Origin of the sequence: Planococcus sp. CAU13 (assembly GCF_000775575.1) — a bacterium.
Lineage (GTDB): Bacteria > Bacillota > Bacilli > Bacillales_A > Planococcaceae > Planococcus.
Genome location: NZ_JRGN01000193.1, coordinates 20,593 through 28,223, shown reverse-complemented (window position 1 = coordinate 28,223; position 7,631 = coordinate 20,593). Strand labels below are relative to the sequence as shown.

7 protein-coding genes and 1 pseudogene are annotated in these 7,631 nt (G+C 48.6%); 2 read left to right on the top strand and 6 right to left on the bottom strand.

The window, feature by feature from the left end; genetic code table 11:
- Positions 1 to 69: 69 nt before the first annotated feature.
- From KW93_RS08625 to KW93_RS08610, 5 genes and pseudogenes are all read right to left on the bottom strand, one after another.
- Complete coding sequence (locus tag KW93_RS08625; RefSeq protein ID WP_033542597.1) at positions 70 to 603, bottom strand: chromate transporter; 534 nt, start codon at positions 601 to 603, stop codon at positions 70 to 72.
- Positions 603 to 1,154, bottom strand: coding sequence for a chromate transporter (locus KW93_RS08620; protein WP_033542593.1), 552 nt, complete (start codon positions 1,152 to 1,154; stop codon positions 603 to 605). Before KW93_RS08620 ends, KW93_RS08625 begins: the two co-directional genes overlap by 1 nt.
- A 34-nt stretch (positions 1,155 to 1,188) precedes the next feature.
- Positions 1,189 to 2,793: a gamma-glutamyltransferase family protein gene (locus tag KW93_RS08615; RefSeq protein ID WP_033542596.1), complete on the bottom strand. Its 1,605-nt coding sequence runs from the start codon at positions 2,791 to 2,793 to the stop codon at positions 1,189 to 1,191.
- A gap of 42 nt (positions 2,794 to 2,835) precedes the next feature.
- A pseudogene (locus KW93_RS17815) lies at positions 2,836 to 3,174 on the bottom strand (GNAT family N-acetyltransferase); the annotation flags it as partial.
- A gap of 184 nt (positions 3,175 to 3,358) precedes the next feature.
- Positions 3,359 to 4,036, bottom strand: coding sequence for an SOS response-associated peptidase (locus KW93_RS08610; protein ID WP_033542592.1), 678 nt, complete (start codon positions 4,034 to 4,036; stop codon positions 3,359 to 3,361).
- Positions 4,037 to 4,174: 138 nt separating this feature from the next.
- Between KW93_RS08610 and KW93_RS08605 the strand changes: the two genes are divergently transcribed.
- Positions 4,175 to 4,606: a hypothetical protein gene (locus KW93_RS08605; protein WP_033542591.1), complete on the top strand. Its 432-nt coding sequence runs from the start codon at positions 4,175 to 4,177 to the stop codon at positions 4,604 to 4,606.
- Positions 4,607 to 4,733: 127 nt separating this feature from the next.
- Positions 4,734 to 5,936, top strand: a complete 1,203-nt coding sequence (locus tag KW93_RS08600; protein ID WP_033542590.1) for an MFS transporter — start codon at positions 4,734 to 4,736, stop codon at positions 5,934 to 5,936.
- A gap of 16 nt (positions 5,937 to 5,952) precedes the next feature.
- Here KW93_RS08600 and KW93_RS08595 read toward each other — a convergent pair whose 3' ends face one another.
- Positions 5,953 to 7,599 carry an SLC13 family permease gene (locus KW93_RS08595; protein WP_033542589.1) on the bottom strand — a complete coding sequence of 549 codons (1,647 nt, stop codon included), beginning with the start codon at positions 7,597 to 7,599 and terminating at the stop codon, positions 5,953 to 5,955.
- Positions 7,600 to 7,631 lie beyond the last annotated feature (32 nt).

The window sequence follows — 7,631 nt, the reverse complement described above, 5'->3', positions numbered from 1 at the left end:
GGGTCGCCGGAGTCTGGACATAGAAAAGCACATAAAAACCCATCCACAATTCGCGGATGGGTTTCAGAATCAGAAGAATCCTGTTAATGCGCCGTATGCCAGCGCCAGAAGTATCACGTAAGCCGGATGCAGTTTTCGGATTTCCAGCAGCCAGTAGCTCACAACAATCAGTCCGATTGTCTGAATGCTCCCTGATACTTCATAGGATGTCATGAAAAATTGCAGCGTCATTGCTCCAAGAAGCACAGCAATGACCGGACGGATCAACTTCGTGATATTCTTCACTTTCGGTGAATCCTTGAATCTCAGCAGCGTGACCATCAGGGCAATCATGAGGACGAGCGAAGGCGCGACAGAAGCAAAGAGCGCAATGGCCGAACCAAGTATGCCGCCTTCCATATAGCCGATATAGCCTGCCATCTTCGTCGCGACCGGCCCCGGTAATGCGTTGCCGAGCGCCAGCACTTCGCCGAATTCCTGCGTCGTCATCCAGCCGTACCTGTCGACGACTTCCTTCTCCACTAACGGAATGGAAGCCGGGCCGCCTCCGTACCCTAAAATTCCGGGAATAAAGAAGGCCAGAAAAATATGCCAATAAATGATCATTTAGCGCCACCTTCCTTTTTCAACGGAAGGAATACAAGCACCAGAATGGCGACAATCAGAAATGCAGGATGGACCCCGAGTACCTCCATCAGAACGATGGAGATTACCGTGTAGATCACTGCACGCAGCCAGCCGAGCGAATCTCTGGATTTTTTCAGGAAATCGAGCGTGAGGATGGCGAGCATGACACCGACGACTGGGACGACTGCATCTGACATGCCATTCACCCAGGCGACATTTTTGTATTGCTGCAGTACACCCAGCAAAATGATCATCAACATGACAGTCGGCACTACAGAAGCAAAAATCGCGATGAGACATCCCACCAGGCCGTTCACCCGCCAGCCGATATAACCGGCCATTTTCGTCGCAAGCGGCCCGGGCATCGTATTCGCCAAAGCCAGCGTGTCCCCAAATTCATCACTTGTCATCCATTTATATTTTTTGACCGCTTCCTGTTCGTATAAAGGAATAGCGGAAGGCCCTCCACCAAATCCGAGCATGCCGACGCGGAAAAAAGCGGCAAACAAATCGGTATTCTTACTCACATATGGCCCCCCCTTTTTCTTTTTTAACTATTTGTCACCAGGCAGCTATCGCTCCGTCAGTACGCGATTCCGTACCGCCCGACAGTACGCCTGTCTCCGGATCGCGCCAGATAATCTGGCCGCGCCCGAAACTGCCGCCGTCTGTGGCGACTTGAATCGCGTGGCCTTTTCTCGCAAGCGCCTGAGCCAGGTAATTCGGAAATTCCGGTTCAACCAGCACCGTTTTGCCTTCAATCCACTGCCATCTCGGGGCGTCGAGTGCCGCCTGCGGATTCAACAGATAATCAATGGTGTTCGTCACTACCTGGAAATGCCCCTGTGGCTGCATATAACCGCCCATGACGCCGAACGGCCCGACCGCTTTGCCGTCTTTCGTCAGGAAACCGGGAATGATGGTATGATACGTCCGTTTTCCGCCCTGCAGGAAATTCGGATGATTTTCATCCAATGAAAAATCGGCGCCGCGGTTCTGCATACCGATTCCGGTTCCGGGAATGACGATTCCTGAACCGAAGCCCATGTAATTGCTTTGAATATAGGAAATCATATTGCCTTCTTCATCTGCGGCTGCAAGATACACAGTTCCGCCTTTCGGCAACTCGTATGGAACCGGATCCGACGCCGTATCGCCAATTGTGCCAGCGCGTTTTTCAGCGTATTCCTCCGACAATAAATGAGCCGCGCTGACTGGCATCGCCTGAGGCTCTGTGACAAATTCCTTGCCGTCGGTGAAAGCGAGCTTCATCGCTTCGATCTGCTCATGAAGCGTATCAGCCGACTGCCACTGAGGCTTTTGCATTTTACCGAAGATGTTCAGCGCCATCAGAGCCACAATACCCTGGCCATTCGGCGGGATTTCCCATACGTCGTACCCTTTATAATGAGTGGAAATCGGTTCCACCCATTCAGGCTTGTAGGCGGCAAGGTCTTCTTTTGCCAGGAAACCGCCGTGCTGTTTCATGTATGTATCAATTTTTTCTGCAATCGGACCTTCGTAGAACGAACGAGCGTCCGTTTCGCCAATTTCCTTCAATGTAGCCGCATGTCCGGGAGACGCCCACATTTCACCAATCTCCGGCGCTTTGCCGTTCGGCGCAAACGTATCAAACCAGGCCTGATACTCTTCCGAAGTAAAAGTCTGCCTGAATTTATTATAGGCCAGTTTCCAGTACTTCCCAAGGATCGGCGTCAGCGGATAGCCTTCTTCCGCATAGCGGATGGCAGGTTTCAGCGTTTCAGCCAATGACAATTTACCGAATTTCTGTGATAATTCCGCCCACGCTGCCGGGACACCCGGAACAGTAATCGGAATCATACCATGAACCGGCATTTTGTCGTGCCCCCGCTCCTTCACCGATTCAGCAGAAATGCTTTTCGGCGCCGGCCCGGAACTGTTCAGGCCATGCAATTTATCTTTCATCCATACCAGAGCAAACGCGTCTCCCCCGATGCCATTCGAAGTCGGTTCAACAACCGTCAACGCAGCGGCTGTCGCAATCGCAGCATCAATCGCATTGCCGCCTTTTTGCATAATTTCCAGCCCCGCCTGTGCTGCCAGCGGCTGGGATGTTGCTACCATCCCTTTTTTCGAGAACATGGTATGCCGTTTGGATGTAAACGGATGATTCAAGTAATCCATTATATATTCCTCCCCTTCCAGATTCGTTTTCTTTTCAAATGCCGTGCAAAAAATGCCGGGTGCCACTTCAAAATCCTTCGTTTCAATAAAACAAAAACTTTCATAAAGCTTTTTCGCCGGCAGATTTTGCTTGCCGGTACTGACGGCAAAATCGAGCCCTTGAAACCGTTTCATTAAAAATGCCAGCAGCTGCCTGCCAATTCCTTTGCGGAAGTGATCGGGATCGACTACCAGCCGGTGAATATCGATTAGGTCATTTTCTTTCTTATAGGAAACGAAGCCCCGCAGCACGCCTTTTTCGACATAGCCTATAAAAGATTCGTCGCAGTTCTGCAGTTCAGTCAGCGTTTCTTCCAATTGAGGGATTCCATAAAACCCCATCATTTCCGCTTCAATAGAATAGGCGGGACGCTGTATTCTTATGATCTCCCTGGCTGTCGTTTCATTCTTGTGGTCTATTTTCTGAAGCATTTGGCGGCACCTCTTTCAATAGTAGCATAATTCCAAAAATTCGAGAGGGCAAATTATTTCGCCCTCTCCCTTCAAATCGGCATGCCGGATGGATTCAGCCTATTTTTCTGATCAGCTCAGGGGTATTATTTTTCGGTGAATTGACTTGATCAGAAACTTCATAGGCTTCCATTTCCGCAGCGTCAAAAGGTTTCAGCAGACTTTCCAGTAACCCGATGTCCTGCACATCCGGATCAAGCCAGATTTTTTCCGCTTCCTTGGAAAGAATGACCGGCATGCGGTCATGGATCGATTCCATCACGTTATTCGGGCTTGTCGTAAGAATCGAGCAGCTGTAGACCGTTTCCCCTTCCGGCGATTTCCATGATTCCCATAATCCCGCAAAAGCGAAAGGCTCATCTGATTTCATTTTGATCAGCATCGGTTTTTTCCCTGTTTCTTCTTTTCTCCATTCATAGAAAGAATCCGCTATGATTAGGCAGCGTTTCTTTTTAAAGGCATTCCGGTAGCTGGGTTTTTCCGCAGCTGTTTCCGCCCGTGCGTTGATCATCTTATAGCCTATTTTCGCTTCTTTTGCCCACGGCGGAATAAGCCCCCATTGCAGTTTGCCGAGGCGATTGCTGCTTCCGTCGCTGATGACAGCCGCTACTTGCTGGGATGGAGCAATATTATAGCTCGGCTCATACTCTTCTTCTTCAAACGACGCCTGGTCGATGTCAAAGCGTTCAAGTATCATTTTATAATCCGCATATAATGCAAATCTTCCGCACATAATGATCACCCTTTCGCCATTATTGTATACTTTTTTCTGATAAATTAACAGAAAGGCAGTGATGTGAGGGTTCTGAACCCTTTCCGAAGAAAAGAGTGTTATAATAGAAGTACAATGATTTCTGTAAGGAGGAATAACATGGCTACTGCACGAGAAATGAGTCTGGTCAATAAAGATTTTTTGGTGGAAGAACTCGGGCTGAAGCAACAGGGCAATTCGGCTGTTTTTACAAATGAGGATACATTTGTCTTATCACCATCGGTTCAGCGTTACGAAAAGGGATTTGACATCAGTGATTTCACTTTGGCGAAATACAATCCGGAAAAACAACAGGGATTTTTGATTGTCCGTTATATGGACACTTTCCTGATGGCTAAACTTGAAAGTTTCATCGATAAAATGATGCCTCCTGAGTTGAAAATCACGAAGAAAAACACGAAACCCCACTGGAAATTTACAGTTGCCGAAAATCCGGCTTATCATATTGTCAATACACAGAACAAAGAACTGCGCTATCGTCTGCAGGAACCCTCGAAGAAACAGATCGCTTCGTATTTCAAAAAATTATAATCCATTCTCCCGCGATTCCCAGGAATCGCGGGGTTTTTTCTGAAAAAGATTTCTAGACAGCTTTTGTTTAATTTTTCCTGAAAAATGATAAAATGAAATTCATCGACGAACGAACGGATGTGCTTGCATGAAAACTGACGGATATACAGTTAAAGACAAGGAATTCTGGAGAATAATTGCCAGTTTACTATTGGCTTCCCTTTTCATCTTTGCCAATTTGTACGCGGTTCAGCCGCTGCTCCCGGTCTTTGTTGAAGAATTTCATGTTTCCGTTTCTGTTTCCAGTCTGGCCATGTCCCTCACCATTGTCGGGCTGATCATCGGTTTGATCGTTCTCGGGTTCTTCTCTGACCGCAACGGCAGAAGATTTTACATCATCTATTCACTGCTCGGATCCGCTGTCCCTTTTTTCATCATCCCGCTGACCGATTCATTCACGCTGTTCTTAACCCTCCGCTTTATTCAGGGAATTGCGCTTGCTGGCGTGCCGGCAGCAGCTCTGGCTTACATCAGCGAGGAAATAGACCGGAAAAGTGTCGCCTACGCAACTGCTTTATATATTTCCAGCAACGCTCTCGGCGGCATGCTCGGCAGGGTAGTGAGCGGCTTTTTGACAGATGCTTTTTCCTGGCAGTCAACTTTTTACATATTCGGCATCATCGGTTTGATTTTATTTGCCGGAGTTTGGATGCTGTTGCCCCGCTCCCGCAATTTTACAGCAAGCAAAATGACTTTTGCCAAAGACATCGAAGGCTTCCTTTTCCACTTGAAAAACCCGTCCCTGCTAGTGGTTTTCGGGCTTGGCGCTGTGCTGCAAATTTCATTCACCGGAGTTTGGACCTATCTGCCTTTCCATTTACAGACGCCGCCGTTTGATATGTCTCTCCAGGCGATTTCGTATCTGTTCCTCGCTTATGGCATCGGCGTAATCGGCTCCCCTATGGCAGGAAAAGCGGCTGAGCGTTTCGGATTGCGGGAAGTCAGGATGGTTGGTGTTTTCCTCCTGTCAATCGGTATTTTCATGGCCATCAGCCCTTATTTATGGATGATTGTCGTTGGCCTCTGTGTTACCTGCCTTGGCTTTTTCGCTGCGCATTCATTGACAGCCGCTTCCGTGGGCCAGGAAGCGACTCACCATAAAGGCAGTGCCTCAAGCCTTTATCTCGTTTCTTATTACATCGGTGTCGCTCTCGGCAGTTCGATTCTCAGTCCGCTGTGGATTTCTGCCGGCTGGAATGGCCTGATTCTGTTCACTGCCATTTTGCCGTTGGTCTATGTACTGATAATTACGTTATTCAAAAAGAAAACCGGATCGGCCTCAAGCGGCTGATCCGGTTTTCTCTGTTTTATTTGATGAATTGCTCCGGAATCGTCAGCAGATCAATTCCCCAGACGAGCGGCAGGAAGTAAAAGACTGCCAGGCCGACGAGGAAGATGCCAAGAACATTCAGCCAGAATCCGGCTTTGGCCATATCCGGGATGCGCAGGTAGCCGGAACCGAACACAACCGCGTTCGGCGGCGTCGCAACCGGCAGCATGAATGCGCACGATGCAGCGACAGCGGCGGTTACCATCAATGCGTAAGGGTGAATGCTCAGCGCTACAGCAAGTGAAGCCATAATCGGGAACATCATGGAAGCTGTCGCTGTATTGGACGTAATTTCTGTCAGGAACAGCACCAAAGCTGCAACCACTAATACGATGATCAGAACATTAACGCCCTGCAGACCGATTAATTGGCTGCCGATCCATTCCGACAACCCGGAATTGGTAAAGCCTGCGGCAATTGCAAGCCCACCGCCGAACAGCAATAAAATTCCCCAAGGCAATTTGACAGCAGTTGCCCAGTCAAGCAGATGGTCGCCCTGCCTGTTTTTGGATGGAATGATAAATAAAATCATGGCTGCAATCAAACCGACCATTGCATCTGAAAATTGCAGATCAGGAGCAAAAGCATCCAACAGGAAAGAACGGCTGATCCAAGCGAGTGCAACTAGGACGAATACAGTAAATACCGCTTTTTCTTCGTATGAAGCTGAACCAAGGTCCGTTCTCTGTTGGCGGATCACCTGAGTTCCTCCAGGCAAATGCTTAAGCTTTTGCGGATAGGCTACTTTCACCAGATAAATCCACGCAATGGCAATGAACGTCCAAGCTAGTGGGACACCGAACAGCATCCACTTGGCAAAGGTGATTTCAATACCATAAATTTCATTGACCGCTCCGGCAAGCAAAGTGTTGGGAGGTGTCCCGATGAGCGTCGCGATACCGCCAAGAGAAGCGGAATAGGCGATACCCAGCATCAGTGCTTTCCCGAAACCAAAGTTTTCTTTTGAAGTATCGATGGAATCATCATCTTTCAAAGCTTCCGACACCTGATAGATAATAGCCAGTCCGATTGGCACCATCATCATCGCTGTGGCAGTATTGGAAATCCACATCGACAGGAACCCGGTGGCCACCATGAAGCCGAGGATGATCCGTTCCGTATTTGTGCCGATCAGCGAAATGATCGACAGGGCAATCCGTTTATGTAAATTCCATTTCTCCATTGTCAGGGCAATCATGAACCCGCCCATGAAAAGGAAGATCGTATCATTTCCGTAAGCTGAAGTGGTCGCCGCCACGTCCAGCCCATTTGTCAGCGGAAACAGGATAATCGGCAGCAGCGAAGTCGCCGGAATCGGAATCGCTTCAGTGATCCACCAGGTCGCAATCCAGACAGTGCTGGCCAGTATGCCTTTTGCTTCCGGCGGCAGTCCTTCGGGATTAACGAACAGCAGCGTCAACAGAAATAGAAGCGGTCCCAAAAACAAGCCGATCAATTGGGGTGTGTTATAGCTTTTCTTTTTGTTTCTCTCATCATAAGTTCCCGCATCTTCGGCCCGGTCTCTGCCAGTCGGCATTTCGGATCCGGGTTTTGCAAAAAATCGCAGCATATCTTTTGCCTGATAATGCTTTTCCCATAACCAGTTCCATGTAGAAGTAATCATCTTGTGCCTCCATTTTTTTGAATTAAGTAAAT

Coding starts and splice junctions, on each gene's coding strand:
- KW93_RS08615 (WP_033542596.1), bottom strand. CDS start 2,793: ATGGATTACTTGAATCATCCGTTTACATCCAAACGGCATACCATGTTC.
- KW93_RS08595 (WP_033542589.1), bottom strand. CDS start 7,599: ATGATTACTTCTACATGGAACTGGTTATGGGAAAAGCATTATCAGGCA.
- KW93_RS08605 (WP_033542591.1), top strand. CDS start 4,175: ATGGCTACTGCACGAGAAATGAGTCTGGTCAATAAAGATTTTTTGGTG.
- KW93_RS08600 (WP_033542590.1), top strand. CDS start 4,734: ATGAAAACTGACGGATATACAGTTAAAGACAAGGAATTCTGGAGAATA.
- KW93_RS08610 (WP_033542592.1), bottom strand. CDS start 4,036: ATGTGCGGAAGATTTGCATTATATGCGGATTATAAAATGATACTTGAA.